The sequence below is a fragment of the Bacillus safensis genome (assembly GCF_039619585.1).
Lineage (GTDB): Bacteria > Bacillota > Bacilli > Bacillales > Bacillaceae > Bacillus > Bacillus safensis.
In genome coordinates this window covers 842,621-858,380 of the sequence record NZ_CP154909.1, presented here as the reverse complement: position 1 = coordinate 858,380, position 15,760 = coordinate 842,621, and the positions used below count along the sequence as shown (strand labels likewise).

17 protein-coding genes and 5 tRNA genes are annotated in these 15,760 nt (G+C 39.7%); 6 read left to right on the top strand and 16 right to left on the bottom strand.

The features are described 5' to 3' along the window. Positions 1-14 precede the first annotated feature (14 nt). From AAYR28_RS04340 to AAYR28_RS04315, 6 genes are all read right to left on the bottom strand, one after another. A complete protein-coding gene (locus AAYR28_RS04340; RefSeq protein ID WP_012009371.1) occupies positions 15-227 on the bottom strand; it encodes a hypothetical protein in 213 nt (70 codons plus the stop codon). Between the two features lie 539 nt (positions 228-766). Then, the gene (ssuD, locus tag AAYR28_RS04335) at positions 767-1,909 is read right to left on the bottom strand and encodes an FMNH2-dependent alkanesulfonate monooxygenase (RefSeq protein ID WP_120207534.1); all 1,143 of its coding nucleotides are present in this window, start codon (positions 1,907-1,909) and stop codon (positions 767-769) included. Between the two features lie 17 nt (positions 1,910-1,926). Beyond that, entirely contained in the window at positions 1,927-2,757 is an 831-nt protein-coding gene (locus tag AAYR28_RS04330) for an ABC transporter permease (RefSeq protein WP_061109584.1), read from the bottom strand. Next, a complete protein-coding gene (locus AAYR28_RS04325; protein ID WP_375153288.1) occupies positions 2,754-3,731 on the bottom strand; it encodes an aliphatic sulfonate ABC transporter substrate-binding protein in 978 nt (325 codons plus the stop codon). The genes AAYR28_RS04330 and AAYR28_RS04325 overlap by 4 nt, the downstream gene beginning before the upstream one ends. Before the next feature lie 29 nt (positions 3,732-3,760). Then, positions 3,761-4,528 (bottom strand): ABC transporter ATP-binding protein, encoded by a 768-nt coding sequence (locus AAYR28_RS04320; protein ID WP_120207538.1) that lies wholly within the window; start codon positions 4,526-4,528, stop codon positions 3,761-3,763. A 163-nt stretch (positions 4,529-4,691) separates the two neighbouring features. Continuing rightward, positions 4,692-4,847, bottom strand: coding sequence for an FbpB family small basic protein (locus tag AAYR28_RS04315; RefSeq protein ID WP_029707817.1), 156 nt, complete (start codon positions 4,845-4,847; stop codon positions 4,692-4,694). A gap of 265 nt (positions 4,848-5,112) precedes the next feature. On the opposite strand from AAYR28_RS04315, the gene AAYR28_RS04310 reads away from it, so the two are divergent. Continuing rightward, the gene (locus tag AAYR28_RS04310) at positions 5,113-6,408 is read left to right on the top strand and encodes a homocysteine synthase (RefSeq protein WP_034624044.1); all 1,296 of its coding nucleotides are present in this window, start codon (positions 5,113-5,115) and stop codon (positions 6,406-6,408) included. Positions 6,409-6,449: 41 nt separating this feature from the next. Here the strand turns inward: AAYR28_RS04310 and lepB are convergent, their stop codons facing one another. Together lepB and AAYR28_RS04300 are read right to left on the bottom strand one after the other, a co-directional pair. Continuing rightward, positions 6,450-7,016, bottom strand: coding sequence for a signal peptidase I (gene lepB / locus AAYR28_RS04305; RefSeq protein WP_024425343.1), 567 nt, complete (start codon positions 7,014-7,016; stop codon positions 6,450-6,452). A gap of 155 nt (positions 7,017-7,171) precedes the next feature. Further along, positions 7,172-9,115: an LTA synthase family protein gene (locus AAYR28_RS04300; RefSeq protein WP_024427404.1), complete on the bottom strand. Its 1,944-nt coding sequence runs from the start codon at positions 9,113-9,115 to the stop codon at positions 7,172-7,174. Between the two features lie 541 nt (positions 9,116-9,656). Between AAYR28_RS04300 and AAYR28_RS04295 the strand changes: the two genes are divergently transcribed. The 5 genes from AAYR28_RS04295 (at position 9,657) to AAYR28_RS04275 (ending at position 12,450) form a co-directional block, all read left to right on the top strand. Further along, positions 9,657-10,460 carry a DUF2262 domain-containing protein gene (locus tag AAYR28_RS04295; RefSeq protein WP_034624045.1) on the top strand — a complete coding sequence of 268 codons (804 nt, stop codon included), beginning with the start codon at positions 9,657-9,659 and terminating at the stop codon, positions 10,458-10,460. Between the two features lie 18 nt (positions 10,461-10,478). After that, the gene (locus AAYR28_RS04290) at positions 10,479-11,168 is read left to right on the top strand and encodes a DUF1963 domain-containing protein (RefSeq protein WP_034624046.1); all 690 of its coding nucleotides are present in this window, start codon (positions 10,479-10,481) and stop codon (positions 11,166-11,168) included. Positions 11,169-11,232: 64 nt separating this feature from the next. After that, a complete protein-coding gene (locus tag AAYR28_RS04285; protein ID WP_034624047.1) occupies positions 11,233-11,502 on the top strand; it encodes a hypothetical protein in 270 nt (89 codons plus the stop codon). A gap of 142 nt (positions 11,503-11,644) precedes the next feature. Next, on the top strand, positions 11,645-11,842 hold the full coding sequence (locus AAYR28_RS04280; RefSeq protein ID WP_034624048.1) for a hypothetical protein: 198 nt from the start codon (positions 11,645-11,647) through the stop codon (positions 11,840-11,842). 62 nt (positions 11,843-11,904) lie between these two features. Beyond that, positions 11,905-12,450, top strand: a complete 546-nt coding sequence (locus tag AAYR28_RS04275) for a histidine phosphatase family protein (RefSeq protein ID WP_025093285.1) — start codon at positions 11,905-11,907, stop codon at positions 12,448-12,450. A 30-nt stretch (positions 12,451-12,480) separates the two neighbouring features. Here the strand turns inward: AAYR28_RS04275 and AAYR28_RS04270 are convergent, their stop codons facing one another. The 8 genes from AAYR28_RS04270 to AAYR28_RS04235 form a co-directional block, all read right to left on the bottom strand. Then, entirely contained in the window at positions 12,481-13,185 is a 705-nt protein-coding gene (locus AAYR28_RS04270) for a hypothetical protein (RefSeq protein WP_120207565.1), read from the bottom strand. A 20-nt stretch (positions 13,186-13,205) separates the two neighbouring features. Continuing rightward, positions 13,206-14,003, bottom strand: coding sequence for a phosphotransferase (locus tag AAYR28_RS04265; RefSeq protein WP_120207542.1), 798 nt, complete (start codon positions 14,001-14,003; stop codon positions 13,206-13,208). A gap of 418 nt (positions 14,004-14,421) precedes the next feature. Beyond that, complete coding sequence (locus AAYR28_RS04260; RefSeq protein WP_029707812.1) at positions 14,422-14,847, bottom strand: hypothetical protein; 426 nt, start codon at positions 14,845-14,847, stop codon at positions 14,422-14,424. Positions 14,848-15,300: 453 nt separating this feature from the next. Beyond that, positions 15,301-15,382: transfer RNA gene (locus AAYR28_RS04255), tRNA-Leu, on the bottom strand. A 37-nt stretch (positions 15,383-15,419) separates the two neighbouring features. Then, positions 15,420-15,508: transfer RNA gene (locus AAYR28_RS04250), tRNA-Leu, on the bottom strand. A 14-nt stretch (positions 15,509-15,522) separates the two neighbouring features. Continuing rightward, a tRNA-Cys gene (locus AAYR28_RS04245) sits at positions 15,523-15,593 on the bottom strand. A 5-nt stretch (positions 15,594-15,598) separates the two neighbouring features. Next, positions 15,599-15,673: transfer RNA gene (locus AAYR28_RS04240), tRNA-Gly, on the bottom strand. Positions 15,674-15,680: 7 nt separating this feature from the next. Then, positions 15,681-15,752, bottom strand: a tRNA-Gln gene (locus AAYR28_RS04235). Positions 15,753-15,760: the final 8 nt, after the last annotated feature.

Genomic DNA, 15,760 nt, shown 5'->3' with positions numbered 1-15,760 from the left:
AATCCTAAGTATAGCTACTTACATTCAATTTGGACTTTTAAGCCACTTTCCCACTGAACGGCTCCTGTAAAGCTGCCCTTGCCGTTTGCGATACACCAAACTGCTGCTCCTAGAACAACTGTTGCTCCCAATCCAAGAAGGACAGCAACAAATACTAAGAACCAAGCTTGGTCCATAATAGCAGGTTCCATAGTGGAATAGTCAACTTGCGGCGCTGCATAAGTCATACTTTTCACCTCCCAGCTTATGATGATCGTATCATAGGCGTCACACGCCAAACATCTACAGAACATCCCATTTTTGACCGAACATATATTTGATTAAAATGTGACTTTTTATTCAATTATTCACTTCCATCTGTTTAAACCCTCTCTTATTTACTAGATTTTGACACCCCATAAGAACCACAAGACCCATTTAATGTCATTTTCACCATCTTTTTTCTTCTTTTTTTCAAATAGTCCATATTTATCATCTATCATATTTATTCTTTCCTTTTTGTGAGATAGAAAGAATTCCCCCGATATATCAGATATAAAAGTCCTGATTATATGTCGCAATAATGCCAATTATGAAATATTTACTGATCATTCCGATAAAAGAGTGAGCACATTTTCCTTCTTCTCTTGACTCTAAAAATATGTATATACAAGAAAATCGATTGGGAAAAAAGCCCTTACCTTGTTCAGCACTACACAACAAATGACTCGCCTATTCTATGAAAAAAAGCAAAGCAGCCATGGCAGACTGCTTTGCTTTTTCAAATTTATGAGGAACTAGCAGCAGAGGCTGCATCTGGAAAATGATTGTTCCCAATGATTTCACCGGCTGGCACAGAGAGTCCTGTATCCCCAGATCTCTTAAATGAAAGGAGCGGGAAAACAAGCTCTGCTAAATAATAAGCTTCTTCTAGGTGCGGGTATCCAGAAAATATAAATGTATCAATGCCTAGAGACTGGTATTCTATGATACGATCTGCTACTGTTTGCGGATCTCCGACGAGTGCTGTTCCTGCACCGCCGCGTACTAAACCAATGCCTGCCCAAAGATTTGGGCTGATTTCAAGTTTGTCTTTCCTCCCTTGGTGCAATTCCACCATTCGTCTTTGACCTACTGAGTCCATCCCCTGTAACACTTTTTGCGCTTCATCAATGGTTTTTTGATCTAAATGACGAATCAGATGTTCCGCTGCCTGCCATGCCTCCTCTTCGGTATCTCTCACAATCACATGAAGACGAATGCCAAACTTCACCGTTCTTCCTTCCTTTTCAGCCTGCTTCTTCACTTGTGTAATTTTCTCTTTCACTTGTGCAGGCGGTTCGCCCCAAGTTAAATAAACATCTGTATGCTTGGCGGCTGCTTGAATTCCTGCTGCTGATGATCCGCCAAAAAAGACTGGTGGATGGGGGGTTTGAGCTGGTGGGAATAACAGCCGGCCATTTTCTGCTTGTAGATGTTTGCCATGAAATTGTACATTTTCTCCTTTCAATAACCGCTTCCAAATCGTCAAAAACTCTTCTGTTGCCTCATAGCGTTCATCATGAGAAATGAACAGCCCATCTCCTTCAAGCTCCTCTTTACTTCCCCCTGCTACCACATTAATCAGCAGTCTCCCGCCTGAAAGACGATCTAATGTAGACGTCATTCTAGCAGCAACAGACGGCTGCATCAGCCCTGGTCTAAGAGCCACGAGAAACTTTAAATGAGTGGTTTCCGCAGCTAAAGCAGCTGCCGTCAGCCATGGATCTTCACAGGATCTCCCAGTAGGCAGCAAGACCCCTGTATAACCAAGCTGATCAGCTGCTTGAGCAATTTGTTTAAAATATGGATAGTCTGCCTGTCTTGCCCCTTTCGCTGATCCTAAATAACGGCCGTCTCCATGCGTTGGAATAAACCATAAAATATTCATGACATCGCCCCCTGTTATTATTCACCTTGATAACTAGTGCGCCACTTGAGCAGACGCTTTTCTAACAGACGTACAAATGAATCTGTCAGCTTACCTACTACTGCAAAGATGATAATTCCTACAAACACTTTATCCGTTTGAGAGAATTGCCTTGCATCCATAATCATATAGCCGACGCCGCTGCTTGAACCCATCAACTCAGCTACCACTAAACCAAGCCAAGCAATTCCTAATGACAGTCTCACGCCCAGAAGAATATGAGGAAGAGCAGCCGGTAAAATCAGCTTTGTGATGCTTTGATACACATTAAACTCTAAGGCGCGAGCCACATCAAACAGCTTATTATCTACACTGCGAATACCTAGAAACGTATTAATATAAATCGGAAAAAAAGCCCCAAGTGCAATCAATAAAATTTTCGCTGTTTCATCAAAACCAAACCAGAGGATGAATAAAGGAGTGACCGCTAAATGTGGAACGGTTCTTAGCATTTGCAAGGTCGGATCTACATACTGCTCTGTTTTTTTAGAAAACCCTGCGCATACGCCCAGCAAAAGACCTAAACCTCCCCCAAGTAAAAATCCACATATCGCTCGATAAAGGCTGATGTATAGATGGCCAAACAGTTCACCGGAACGAAATAAATCTCGAAAAGATTCTGCAATCAAGACAGGCGCTGGAAGTACAGTGGAAGAAACAATTTGAGAACCAGCTATGATCTGCCAAACCGCAATAAGTAGAACAGGTAATACCAGTCCCTTTAACTTATATAAAGAAGAAGCTTTTCTCCTTTTTTTCTTTGCCCGCTCGATTTTAGATGCTAAAGCCGGATTCGATACAGCTTTCATTCATCCATCTCCTCTTTCAGCATTTTTTCAATAAACGAATTATCTACAACCTGATTAACATCAATTTTCCGCTGGATCGCCTTTGTTTTGTATTGAAAATCAGCGGTATGCTGCTGAGCATTGATGATCTTCTTCGAAATGGGCTTATTGAGTGGTTCCGTATTGTTTAATACTTGTGTGACGACCTTCTTATCTAAATTTTTTAAACGCGCATATAGAGTAACAGCCTCTTCTGGATGTGCTTTTTGCCACTTCACTGCATGGTCATATACCTTTAAGAATTTCACCACTAGTTCAGGATGCTGATCAGCAAACTGAGTTCGAACAAGTGTGAAACCTGGAGAATATAAATCGGTCGCTTCCCCATTCACCAGCAGCTTTGCTCCTTTCTTTATCGTTTCAAGTGATAAGAACGGCTCCCAGATCGACCAAGCATCAACGGACCCCTTTTCAAATGCTGATATCGCTTCATCTGGCTGAAGCTGAATGATCTGAACATCCTTCGCAGATAAACCTGCCTGATCTAATACTTTGTATAAAAAGTCAAAGCCGCTGCTCCCTTTAGCGACAGCAATTTTTTTCCCTTTTAAGTCTTCTACTTTTTGAATCTCACTGTTCTTATTCACTAAAATACCGTTCGCTTTCAGCCCATCCTGAGATAAACCAATTTCCTTAAAATCAATACCAGCTGCCTGACCTGCTATAACAGGTGAGTTTCCAACTTGCGTGAAATCTAATTGATTTGCAGCAAGTCCTTCAAATTGGGGAGGTCCACTTTGAAACTCCACCCACTTTACCTTCACTCCTTCTTTTTCAAATGATTGTTCAAACCACCCCTTTTCCTTTGCTAAAAGCAGCGGGCTCAAACTTTGCTGAATCCCAATCCTAATTTCTTTCACCTTGTTTTCCGAGCCGTCTGCTGCTTGATCACACCCTGCTAAAACAAGCAGCAGACTCAAAAAAATAACGATCATTTGTTTCTTTTTCATGCGATTTCCCCTCCCTAAATCCCTAATCCATCGGTTAGTAACAATTCATCTGTTTTCTCAAATTCTGAAAGCACCTTTTGTCTTAAGCTTTGAAAAGCGGTTGACGTTCTATCACGCGGAAAAAGCAGGTTCACAGGAAGAATCTTATGGATTCGGCCAGGTCTCGCTTGCATTAGCACAATTTCATTTCCTAAATAAATCGATTCATCAATATCATGAGTTACGAGCATCATCGTTGTTTTTTTCTCCTGCCAAATGTCCAGCAGCACATCCTGCAAGTGTTTTCGTGTGAATGCATCCAGTGCACCAAATGGTTCATCCAGTAACAAGATCTCCGGATCACGAAGGAGTGCTCTCGCAATGGCAACCCGTTGTGACATTCCTCCTGAAAGCTCAAGTGGATAAGCATGTTCAAATCCTTTTAATCGAACAATTTCAATCAATTCATCCACTTTGCGGCGTACATCCTGTTGTTTTAAATTGAAATTGGCCGCTATGTTTTCTTCAACCGTCAGCCATGGAAACAGGCGGTGTTCCTGAAAGATAAAGCCCTGTTTCATTCCTGGTTCTGTGATCCGTCTGCCTCCTATCAAAATTTGCCCATCATACGCTGTGTCGAGGCCGCTTATGATTTTTAGCAATGTACTTTTCCCACATCCGCTCGGACCTATCACTGTTACAAATTCACCGGGAATAATGCTCAATCTTAAGTCTTCAAGTACCCGAATGGTCTGTTTGTCTTTCCAAAAGGATTTATCCACAATATCAATTGAAATCGTCATTGAAACCTCCACTCCTCTTACGATCAGATAAATACACAGAAAGGCCCTTATCCCAAAAAAGAGATAAGAGCCTTCGCGTTGTCCGATCAGCTAATCATATTGATTTGTTAGCACCATCCTAAATCATATTAATCCCATAAATCAACTCAAATTTATAAAATGGTTATTTTGTCCTTGTATGCTTTTCATCAATCCGATCGTAAATCGCTTCTATTCGTTCCTTGTTACTGTAAATCTCATATTTGTTCCGCTCAATCAAGATATCGAGTGTCAGATCCATATGTTTTCTGTATTTTTTTCGTTTTTTCTTTTTTTCCATCTTCTTCATCCTTTCTCATTCAAATAAAAAAAGGCTCTTCACTCATGCTTGAGTGATAGAGCCTTCGGTTGACCGATCAGCCATTCTTGTTCGTGTTTTCAGTATGCTCATGTTAATACACACTATTCCTACCTGTCAACTATATTTATTGTTTTTTCAGATTTATCTAAAAAATGATTGACCGAGCAGGGAACAAGATTTATAGTCTTATTAAATATTTCTTATCAAAACAGTTGGTTTTATCTAACAAAAGGAGGATACACACATGTCAGAAGAACGTCCATTTCGTTTAGAAACAAAAGCCATTCACGCAGGTCAGGAGCTTGATTCAGCGACCTATTCAAGAGCCGTGCCTATTTACCAAACGAGCTCATTTGGTTTTAGAGACAGTGAGCATGCAGCGAATTTATTTGGTCTTCAGGAACCGGGAAATATTTATTCACGTATTATGAACCCTACAAATGACGTATTTGAAAAGCGTATCGCTGAGCTTGAAGGTGGAATTGGTGCACTTGCTGTTTCTTCTGGACAAGCAGCGACGACTTATTCTATTTTAAACATTGCAGGAGCCGGAGATGAAATCGTTTCCTCAAGCAGTCTTTATGGCGGCACCTACAATTTATTTGCCCATACACTCAAAAAACTTGGAATTACAGTAAAATTCGTAGATTCATCCAACCTTGAAGAACTCGAAGCGGCGATCACAGACAAAACAAAGGCAGTGTATGCAGAGAGCATTGGAAATCCAAAAGGCGACATTTTACATATTGAAGCCATCTCAGCCATTGCACACAAGCATCATATCCCGCTTATTGTGGACAATACGCTCGCCAGCCCTTATTTATTAAGACCTATCGAGTTTGGTGCAGACATTGTCGTCCACTCAGCGACGAAATTTATTGGCGGTCACGGTACATCAATTGGCGGTGTCATCGTTGATAGCGGCCGATTCCCTTGGGCTGACAGCGATAAGTTCAAAGGACTGACTGAACCAGATCCAAGCTATCACGGTCTGACATATACAGAAGCGATTGGAGAAGCGGCTTATATCACAAAAGCACGAGTACAGCTATTACGTGATTTAGGGGCAGCTCTGTCGCCATTCAACTCATTTTTACTTCTGCAGGGCTTAGAAACATTACATCTTCGTCTTGAGCGGCATAGTGAAAATGCCTTGAAAACAGCACAATTCTTACAGGATCACCCTCTTGTCGATTGGGTAAGCTATCCAGGTCTTGAAAGTCACGAATCATATGAGCTTGCTCAAACCTATTTACCAAAAGGACAAGGTGCAATCCTCACATTCGGTATTAAAGGTGGACGCGAAGCAGGTAAAAGGCTCATTGATTCTGTGCAGCTTTTCTCCCATCTCGCAAACGTGGGCGATTCTAAATCCCTCATTATTCACCCTGCCAGCACAACGCATCAGCAATTAAGCGAAGCAGAACAAAAAGCGACAGGTGTCACACCAGAGCTCATTCGTTTATCTGTTGGAACAGAAGCGATTGAAGATATTCTTGCAGATCTTGAACAGGCGATTACAAAAAGTCAGTCTGAATGACATAGAAAAAAGCACACGGCTGTGTGCTTTTTTATTGTTTATTAATGATTGAGTAATCGAATGTCTTGGAAAGGATAAAATACAAATGAGGTAGTTCCTTGAATATCACGCTTTGTAAAAAGACCTAAGCCGTTGCGGCTGTCCATTGAATTTTGGCGATTGTCCCCCATGACAAAGTACTTTCCTTTTGGAACAGTCAGAGGGCCAAAATCAGGTGTCAGCAAAGTGCCATCTGCAGCTGCTTTCTTTTTGTTTGACGCTAAGTAAGGCTCCGCCACTTTTTTTCCATTAACATATAGCTGATCATTTTTCATTTCAATTTTATCACCAGGTAAACCAATCAATCGTTTGACATAATGAGTGCTGCGGTCTTCCCCATCAAGAACAATGATCTGTCCTCGTTTATAATCACCGAAATAATCAACCGTTTTATTCACAAACACCCGCTCTGTATCATGCAATGTCGGATACATGGAAGATCCTTTGACAATGTATGGCGCGAATAAAAAGTTCCGAATGATAAAAACAGCAATAAATGCGATTAAGATGGCTTTGATCCAGCCCCATAATTCTGATTTCTTTTTTTGTGTTTTTGTATTTGTTGTCATAAGCTCCTCCTGAATTCCCCAAGGACGAAATGTGTGTCACCAGTTGCCAGCCGGCGTCACGCTTGTTTCTCCCTAAATATAAACATATTTTGCCAACAAATCAAGCGAAGAGAGAGAAAAAGGCAAGCACCTTTCTGTGCTTGCCCAAAACTCAGTTAGTTAGCAGAAGAATCCGCTTCTTTTTCTTTGTTTGCTTTACCATAGAAATAATCCGATGGATTCACTGGTTTGAAATCAGATAACTTATGGAATCGAAGAAGATCCCTATAGAGCACTTTATCTGAAAGACTTAACTGATTATCAACACGGGCTTTAATCGCCTCTGTCTTTTTATTTTGTTTCACCACTTTACCCGTTTTCGTATCATAAACGGTATTATCGACAAGTGTATATTTCGGTGTCACATAGTTTCCATTACGGAAGGCAACAGTCTCATCATGCTTTTTAGAGAATAAGTCTGTTCCAAAATTCACGAATTCATTTGAATCGATACCTTGTAAGTGAAGAAGTGTTGGCATAACGTCGACTTCACCACCATACGTATGGTTCACGCCGCCCTTCTTACCAGGAATACGAATCATGAGCGGAACACGCTGGTTTTGTGCATTTTGATAAGGAGTGATTTCTTTCCCTTGAATTTCACTCATTGCACGGTTATGGTTCTCAGAAATACCGTTATGGTCACCATATAATAAAATGACTGAGTCTTTATACATACCTGATTTTTTCAAGTCTTTGAAGAATTGCTCTAATGACTCATCTAAATATCTTGCTGTTTGGAAATAGTTATCGACTGTTTTATCGCCAGTTGTTGCCTTAGCGATTGTCGCATCTTTTTCATCTAAATTAAATGGATAGTGATTTGTCAGTGTCATTAAATGTGCATAAAATGGCTTTTTCATTGATTCTAGCATTGGAATTGATTCTTTGAAAAACGGTTTATCCTTCAGACCCATATTCACAAGGTTTTCTTCATCCATGTTGTAATAGGAAGCATCAAAGAATTGATCAATTCCCATATGTTTATAAATCGTGTCACGGTTCCAGAAAGATTTATAGTCCCCGTGAAGTACTGCACTCGTATAGCCTGCTTTTTGATCTAGGATGGCAGGTAGTGATTGGAAGGTATTTTCACCCTTTGTCACAAATGCTGCTCCCTCTGGCAAGCCAAACATACTATTATCCATCATCAGCTCAGCATCTGATGTCTTCCCTTGACCTGTCTGATGGAAGAAGTTATCGAAATACGTAAAGTCGTCTTTCCCATGAGCCAGTTTGTTTAAGAATGGAGTCACTTCTTCTCCATTTAATTTGTAGTCAATTAAGAAAGACTGGAAGCTTTCTAAATGAATTTTAATAATGTTTTTGCCTTTTGCTTTACCAAAATACTCTGCATTTGGCTTCGCATAGTGAGAAGACGTATAGTTCACAACATCCGTTAAATCTTCACTGCTTGCATTGGCTACCTGTGTTGCGTTTTGTGCTGCTTGTACCCCATCATAAATCGTATAGTTATAAACACCTAAGTATTTGACAACATACTTATGATCAAAGGTTCTCGTTAATAATTCTGGCCGATCCTTTTCAGCCAAATGAAGGTTTACAAAGAACAGTCCAATACCTGCAGCTACAATCAGCAGTGCAAACGTCTTTTTCATTTGGAACTTCTTCACTTCTGGTCTCCAAATGACAATCGCAATCAAAATGATAATATCAAGGAAGTATAAAAGGTCATGCGGCTTAATGCTTGCTAGCACACCGCCAGTCATGCCTCCCCCAAGATTTCCTGCCTGCTTCATTGTTGAGAAAGTCAAAAAGTCATCAAAGAAACGGTAATACGCTACATTTGCATATAAAAGTGCGGTCATAATAAAATCAATAACAATTAAAACAATGGCAGATTTACGCCCCTTCAAAAAGAGAGCAAGTCCAAAAAACACGATGGCTGAACTAAATGGATTCAATAAGAGAAGCCCCTCTTGAAAAGAACCTTTTACTCCTAAATTAAAGTCCATTTTGTAGGCTGTGTACGATTTAGCCCAGAATAAAAGGACAGCCAAAACAAAAAAGCTATATTTGTTTGCAAATATTTTTTTCATAAAACCTCTTCTTTCTTATCATCGTTCTGATATAAATGAAATCATAAAAAATTTACATTCATTTTGCAAATGTAAATCTTCTTCGCCAAGCATGCCGATGCTCTGTCTCCGCCGGATACATGCGCTCCTTTAATATAACGAATGAGAAGCATCATAAGTTTCAAAAAAAATACGAGTAAATAAAAGGAAAAATATCCATTTACATTAAATTTACGCACACTTCATGTTTTAGTGGATGAAGAAGGTTTTGTAAATCACTCAGTATTACTTTACTTTTTTCATCTATTCGTGTCAAAGTAATTATAAAGAAAAGGAAGAATAACCTAGGCTTTTCGACTCATTTACCCAAATTTATACAAAATTCGATCCTTGCTTCTTTTATTGTGACTCAACCTTCATTAATCCATGTACCTCCCTAAAAAAACAGTTTTAAACAAAAAAAGCTTGATTTCCCCTACTGATGTGCGGTGTGATAAAGAGGTAGAACTTGATCACAACACTTATATGTTCATGACAAAAAAATCAGGCTGGAGGACATCACATGAAGATTAACAAACAAATCAACACTTTTGAAGAGAGATTTTCAGAAGATGTAGTCACTATCATTGCTGTTACAGGACCTTCTGGCGTAGGGGCAGGAAAAGCAGGCCAGGCACCTCTTTGGACCGCTTCTATTCCACTGATTGCTTGGAAAGAAAACGGTCATATCATAACCGAAAATGTAAGACTTTGCTGGCTAACAGATGACGAGGGATTAAGGGAAAAACAGGCACAATTACATAAAGAATCAATCGTTACACTTCAGGTTCGAAAAGGCGAAGGTGAATTCATGCTTGTATCTTTAATCAATACAGATACACAGGATCAAGCGCTTCAAGAAATTTTAGAAGAAGCCCAAAAGCCTGTGTATTATCATGATGATACACTTGGCACCTTTGAGTTAGTAAAAGGACTAGACTTATTTGAAAAGACGATCCAATGGAGCAATGAAGAGTGCCTTCTCTACTTCAACCTCGAAGAAGATGAAAAAATAAATGACTCTCTTCGAACAGCAAACCAACTTATGCAAGAGCAAGCCAAATGGGATTCTTCTATTAAATCATTTGCCGCGAATCAGCTGATAGATCTAGCAAAGGATTGGCAGGAACAAGACGAATCAGCTGAAAAGCAAGAAGAACTCACACTGAATCAATTTATAAGCCGCATTTCACTTGAAAGCCTGCATGTTTACCCTGAGGGAGAGTTTGAAGTCTACTATCATGACGGTGATTTATTTTGGGGTCATGTCATTATTGTCACAGGAAATATAAATGGCACATTTCATGATGCACACATTGCAGGCTAAAGGCTGGAGGAATAACCCATGGAAATCAAAGCTTTTCAAGAATTAAATCTAATCGGGAAAACGCCAGCCATCGCCAAAATTGGCGGCTTCCGTCCTGATCCAGCTATACACAGCTGGTTTGCCGGCCATTTTTTCATCGATCCTAACCAAGGCTGGCCGACAGATCAAGATGGGGCCATGATTCCGATTTTACAAATTTATTTACCAGAAGTGCCAGGAGGAATGAACGGCTTCAATGAATGTAAGCTGATTCAAATTTTTCTTAATCAGAAAACACTTCCGATTGATATCACCAAAAACGGTGAAGGCTGGAAGCTCATTGAATATGCATCAATCGAAGGTTTAGAAGTAGCTGAAACTCCTGAAGAAGTGAGAGGGCTCAAAGCCTTTCAAATCCAATGGAACGAAAGTGAGCAAAGGGACTTTCCTTGCTGGGAAGAAGCATGGTCATACGTCGATTTATCAGAAGTAAACGAAAGTGAAGAAGCGACAAACCACTTCTTTAATCAATACACAAATTATTCGTTCACAAAAATCGGTGGATATGGGGCGTATATTCAATCCCCGCCCCATCAACAACAAGGCGAATTCATGCTGCAAATCGCCTCAGAAGAAAAACCTCGTTTCATGATTGGTGATAACGGCACGATGTATTTCTATTATGACAAAGAATCAAAAGAATGGTTTATGCACTGGGATTGTTTTTAACGTTTATTGAATGAAACCTTGCCTTCTCCTAAGCGTAATGAATCATATGAAAGGAGGAAGCAAAATGGGATTCATTTTAGACATCTTTTCACTTACTATGTATATCCCTTTTCTACAAGTGGATGAAGAGGATATCTCGAGGAACGCAGCACATCTCAAAAAATATAGCTGGTTTCAAGCACTATTACATGATCAAACTTGCAGGGACCTCATCATTTATCATCCCGATGTTCGACGTGTCATAGGCAAGTTTAAAACGAAGAAACTCCATAAGAAGCAATACAACTTAAGATGCGAACGTAAATTACTACAAGCATTACAACATGCAATGTAAACTGACAACAAGAGCCGCGCTTTTCTGTGGCTCTTGTTTTATCAATTGAATCGTTCCTTTTGAAGAAAACATTTGACGCCTGGACAACTCTCCCCGTATATTATGTATAAATCCATCTTTTTCAAAGAAAAGGGGGCCTCACATGCGCTTGTTTAAGAACTGGAGAAAAAAGCAGCCTGTACAGCAAATCACTTCAGAAAAGCAAGAAGACAGCATCCCAATCGACTTCTCCACACTTCCCTTTGGCACAGACACCGTCGATGATTTTTTGTTCAATCTAGACCTGACCTCCAAGCTCACAGATCCCTATAAAGAAACAGATACGAACAAGCTTACCTAGACCTTCGTAAATCCTCATCCAATACTGGATGATTTTTTTATACTCAATGAAAGGTGTATCCAATGAAAACATTTTATATCGTCAGACACTGCCAAGCAGATGGACAATCTAAAGATGCAGCTTTAACACCACAAGGCATCACTCAATCTCATGAACTGGCACAGTTTTTTTCCAGCATTCATCTCAATCAAATTATCTCAAGTCCTTATAAACGAGCGATCCAAACTACTGAGCCTCTTGCTCATGCAAAACAGCTCGAGATAAAAATCGATCAGCGCCTCTCTGAACGTGTATTAAGCAGCAAACCAATAGACGATTGGTATGAGAAACTAAAGCTCAGTTTTACAGACTTACATATGACCTGTGAAGGCGGAGAATCGAGCCAAGAAGCTATGAATCGTATTGTAGAAGCACTCCACGAACAAATAAAATTAGAAACAGATCATACCCTATTCGTCACACATGGCAATATCATGAGCCTGCTTCTTAAACACGCCGATTCAACAATTGGATTCGAAGAGTGGGAGAAACTAAGCAATCCAGATGTATATACCCTGAAATATTTTAGTCCAGATCATATAGAAGCAAAGCGAATATGGCATAAATAAACGGCAGAATGAACTCTGCCGTTTTCTCATCTATTGCTGATAATAAAAGGACTCTACCCACTCATACGGTTTCTTACGCTCCGCACACCATTTCATAAAGCCTCTTGTCTCCGTCTGCTGAAACGCCATCCAGTCCGTTAAAAGCTGGCCATAATAGACGGCTTGTTTTTGAACATTCGTACGAGTTCTTTGATCTTGAATCAGCATCATAACACGTTCAATCCCTTGAATTCTCTCTTGATCCTTCTCATAGGTGCTTAAATAAAGATCTTCATGTATATGATGAAACGAATACCACAAGGCCGATAAATAGGTTTCGCAAATTTGAACAATCACACGCTGTTCCTTGCTGCCCCCAAGCTCTAGTGCCTTCAATAAATGAGGCAGCCCTTCTCCCTGATGCACAAACAAACCTTGCCAGCGATACGGTCTCACATCCAATGGATCAACATTCTCCCACGTTTGAAAAACAGGCTGGATTACCCCATTTACCAGCGGATACACAAGCAGATGATGACCATCCTCAAACCGTTCAATCCACTCAAACAGCCAAGCAGCAAATTCCCGCTGTACTTCAAAATCGTTCTCTTTCATCTCTTCAATAAAGGCCTGAAGAACGTTTAGCGCATCTTTACGCAGACCCTGTTCTTTTCTCACACAGTACTGTCTAAAAAGAGGATAATCATTTACTCCCTCGTCTTGAATGATAGCCTGTAATATCGTCTTCGTTTGCATAATCACAACGCCCCGCCTCTTTACATCCATTCTTTTCTATGTTCATGAATAAATTGAATGTCTTTTTGATAATGTTCAAGATGTCCTTCTTGAATCATGTTTTGAAAAGCGATATCCCCCTCACTCGCTTTTCGTTTCATATACTGACATAATCCTTCTAAACGCAGCAGCACCATATCCAAATAATCTTCTGCTATTTCCTCACCATAAGATTCAAAAAACAGTTTCACTCTATGCTTTATCTGGTCTGCATGGTCTGATGAATGATAGTTCACGATGTCTCCTGTTTTGGTGCGAAAAAACCTACTGATAGGTACACATGTATACAGAGTATATGCGATATCCCAAAGTCTTGGACCAGGAGCAGCTACATCAAAATCAATGATACCTACTGGTTTTTCATTATTGAAAATGATGTTGTACATTGCAAAATCATTATGACACACAACCTCTATTTCGACAGGCGTATTGTCCATTCGTTCCCAATCGTCTGAAATGGGAAAATCATGAACAGCATCATGATACAGTCTAAGCATTCTCGCTATTTCTTTTAAGGCATGGTGAGAGCACATATATTCTTTTAAAGGCTCATGACCGGCTACGCCTTCAATGAAGGACAATATCTCTCTACCTTGTTCATCAACCCCTAAAAACTTTGGAGCATAGGAGAAATTCTTTTTTTCTAAATGCTTTAGCAGCTTTCGTCGTATATTGATATTGTCTGACTTTACTTCTCGACGAACCGTATCTCCCGAACGATATACGTTTGAGACATTTCCACCTGTCAATAACTCTTCATGAGCATTTTGTTTTTTCATAAATTCTCCCCTCAAACTGGGTCACCATGTTGATGTCAGTTAAAGATGTGTATGTACCCACAAATATTCATTTAGTTACTCAAAGGTAGTACAACAGTTTTATGTGAATGTGCTGCTCCATTTTGTTTCCTTACATGGTTAAATGTATCTTATCAAATGTTGCAAATCATCTAAAGATTATTCTGCTAAAAGAAGTACATACTCATTATGTTCTAATAGGTTCCTATTTTTTATCTAAATAACTCATTTAAACCACAAAAAAACGTTTTACCACGAGGGTGAAACGTTAGGTTCATGGAAAAACCAATCATGAAACTTTTAACAGATACCGGTGGCCGGGGTCGAACCAGATGATAAATTATTCCAAAAAGGCAAGGTATACCCTCTTATAGTAAAGCACCCGTTAATGAATGAAGAATTAAAGCTCTTCCTGATATATTTCTGATTTTATCGGCTTTAAACTCAAAGGTATTTTAAACTCATGAATACTTTCAATATGATAAAAAAAATGATCGATATCGTCATAATCCATTGACCATTCTTCTACCACCTTTAACTTTTTTAACTCGCTTGTTGGTTTAAATAAAAATTCACAGTGTAGTTGTTCCATGTGAGAATAATCATCTTCTTCATAAACTGTAAACTGACGTACAAAGTCAAAATGAAATACTTCCTCTCCTGTAAAATCATAGACACCACACTGAAATAAAATTTCTTTATCTTCTTCGCCCTCAACTGTCTCCTTTGAAAAAGCCTTAAATGTTTCCCAAACCTTTTTTATATCATCGGTATCTTCACCAATGCTATCTTTAAGATAACTTTCAGCATTTTTAACCGTAATCATTACAACACCTCTTATGTACAATTTATATCCAATCCTTCTTCAATTATCCTGCCTCTTTAGTTTAATCATAAGGTAACCATCAATAAAGTAAAAGTAATCTCCTTAATATGTTCCTCTGTCATATTGCTGTTAGAGAATTAAGAAACGCCTTAAAAATTTATTACTCACAGTCCTAAACAAATAATTCAATAGCTTCCCGAAATGATTCAACATAAGACTTAGTTTCCTTTTCTAAAATTGCCAATTCACCTTGGTCTAAAATATTTTTACGTCTTGCCATTTAGCTAGGTCCCCTTTCAGCAGTGAAACGATTTGAAGTAATTTTATCGTGTGAAAAATCAGCTAAAAAACAAATAAAAAACGCCCTCCTACAATTTGTAGAAAGACGTTTTAAACGTTGATATTCTTTAATTCTTCTGTGATTGACGATAATAAAGAATATCTAAAACTAGATACCGGTGGCCGGGGTCGAACCGGCACTCCGTGAGGAACACGATTTTGAGTCGTGCGCGTCTGCCAATTCCGCCACACCGGCATGATTATAAAAGAGCGCATCTTATATTAAAAAACAATGGTGCCGAGGGCCGGACTTGAACCGGCACGGTAGTCACCTACCGCAGGATTTTAAGTCCTGTGTGTCTGCCAATTCCACCACCCCGGCAGTCTTTTCAAAAAAGGCGACACCCGGATTTGAACCGGGGATAAAGGTTTTGCAGACCTCTGCCTTACCACTTGGCTATGCCGCCATTATTGGAGCGGAAGACGGGATTCGAACCCGCGACCCCCACCTTGGCAAGGTGGTGTTCTACCACTGAACTACTTCCGCACATCAACTGGGCTAGCTGGATTCGAACCAACGCATGACGGAGTCAAAGTCCGTTGCCTTACCGCTTGGCTATAGCCCAATAATAAA

Coding starts and splice junctions, on each gene's coding strand:
- AAYR28_RS04340 (WP_012009371.1), bottom strand. CDS start 227: ATGACTTATGCAGCGCCGCAAGTTGACTATTCCACTATGGAACCTGCT.
- ssuD (WP_120207534.1), bottom strand. CDS start 1,909: ATGAATATTTTATGGTTTATTCCAACGCATGGAGACGGCCGTTATTTA.
- AAYR28_RS04330 (WP_061109584.1), bottom strand. CDS start 2,757: ATGAAAGCTGTATCGAATCCGGCTTTAGCATCTAAAATCGAGCGGGCA.
- AAYR28_RS04325 (WP_375153288.1), bottom strand. CDS start 3,731: ATGATCGTTATTTTTTTGAGTCTGCTGCTTGTTTTAGCAGGGTGTGAT.
- AAYR28_RS04320 (WP_120207538.1), bottom strand. CDS start 4,528: ATGACGATTTCAATTGATATTGTGGATAAATCCTTTTGGAAAGACAAA.
- AAYR28_RS04315 (WP_029707817.1), bottom strand. CDS start 4,847: ATGGAAAAAAAGAAAAAACGAAAAAAATACAGAAAACATATGGATCTG.
- AAYR28_RS04310 (WP_034624044.1), top strand. CDS start 5,113: ATGTCAGAAGAACGTCCATTTCGTTTAGAAACAAAAGCCATTCACGCA.
- lepB (WP_024425343.1), bottom strand. CDS start 7,016: ATGACAACAAATACAAAAACACAAAAAAAGAAATCAGAATTATGGGGC.
- AAYR28_RS04300 (WP_024427404.1), bottom strand. CDS start 9,115: ATGAAAAAAATATTTGCAAACAAATATAGCTTTTTTGTTTTGGCTGTC.
- AAYR28_RS04295 (WP_034624045.1), top strand. CDS start 9,657: ATGAAGATTAACAAACAAATCAACACTTTTGAAGAGAGATTTTCAGAA.
- AAYR28_RS04290 (WP_034624046.1), top strand. CDS start 10,479: ATGGAAATCAAAGCTTTTCAAGAATTAAATCTAATCGGGAAAACGCCA.
- AAYR28_RS04285 (WP_034624047.1), top strand. CDS start 11,233: ATGGGATTCATTTTAGACATCTTTTCACTTACTATGTATATCCCTTTT.
- AAYR28_RS04280 (WP_034624048.1), top strand. CDS start 11,645: ATGCGCTTGTTTAAGAACTGGAGAAAAAAGCAGCCTGTACAGCAAATC.
- AAYR28_RS04275 (WP_025093285.1), top strand. CDS start 11,905: ATGAAAACATTTTATATCGTCAGACACTGCCAAGCAGATGGACAATCT.
- AAYR28_RS04270 (WP_120207565.1), bottom strand. CDS start 13,185: ATGCAAACGAAGACGATATTACAGGCTATCATTCAAGACGAGGGAGTA.
- AAYR28_RS04265 (WP_120207542.1), bottom strand. CDS start 14,003: ATGAAAAAACAAAATGCTCATGAAGAGTTATTGACAGGTGGAAATGTC.
- AAYR28_RS04260 (WP_029707812.1), bottom strand. CDS start 14,847: ATGATTACGGTTAAAAATGCTGAAAGTTATCTTAAAGATAGCATTGGT.